This window comes from Neobacillus cucumis (assembly GCF_023715505.1).
Genome location: NZ_JAMBOH010000100.1, coordinates 1 through 496, shown reverse-complemented (window position 1 = coordinate 496; position 496 = coordinate 1). Strand labels below are relative to the sequence as shown.

Sequence of the window (496 nt, the reverse complement as noted above, 5' to 3'; positions counted from 1 at the left end):
GATCTGATCGGGTGTGCGGTTGGTGACCAAGGTCACTTGGTAGCCCTTGGACTGCAGAGCGAGGGCCATTTGCAGCCCGGACTGCCCGGCTCCAACGATGGCGATACGTTGACTCATGATATATCTCCTGGAGGATATCGTTAATTTTTAGCCGGCCTGCTTGCCGTATGGCGGGACATTCTGTTCGGGGCCCATCGCCGAATACCCCCCGTCCACGGCGTAGTCGGCGCCGGTGACGAAACTGGCATTGTCGGAGCACAGAAACAGCACCACCTGCGCAACTTCGTCCGGATCACCAACCCGTCCCAACAGATGGAACGGTGTGGCGAGTTCGTCGATACCCGCTCGATTGCCACCGCTCATTTCGTCCATCAACCTGCACCAGATCCAGCCCGGGGACACCGCGTTCACACGAATGCGGTCTGGCGCGAGGTCCATCGCCATACTGCGCGTCAGCTGCAAAATTGCCGCCTTGGAAACCGGATAGAGCCAACGC

General features: G+C 59.5%; 2 protein-coding genes. Both read right to left on the bottom strand.

Annotated features, from left to right (window positions below):
* A partial coding sequence (locus M3226_RS32925; RefSeq protein WP_374110714.1) for an NAD-binding protein occupies positions 1 to 117 on the bottom strand: 117 nt, incomplete at its 3' end.
* 30 nt (positions 118 to 147) lie between these two features.
* The coding region (locus M3226_RS31575; RefSeq protein WP_251573419.1) for an SDR family oxidoreductase at positions 148 to 496 on the bottom strand (349 nt) is incomplete at its 5' end.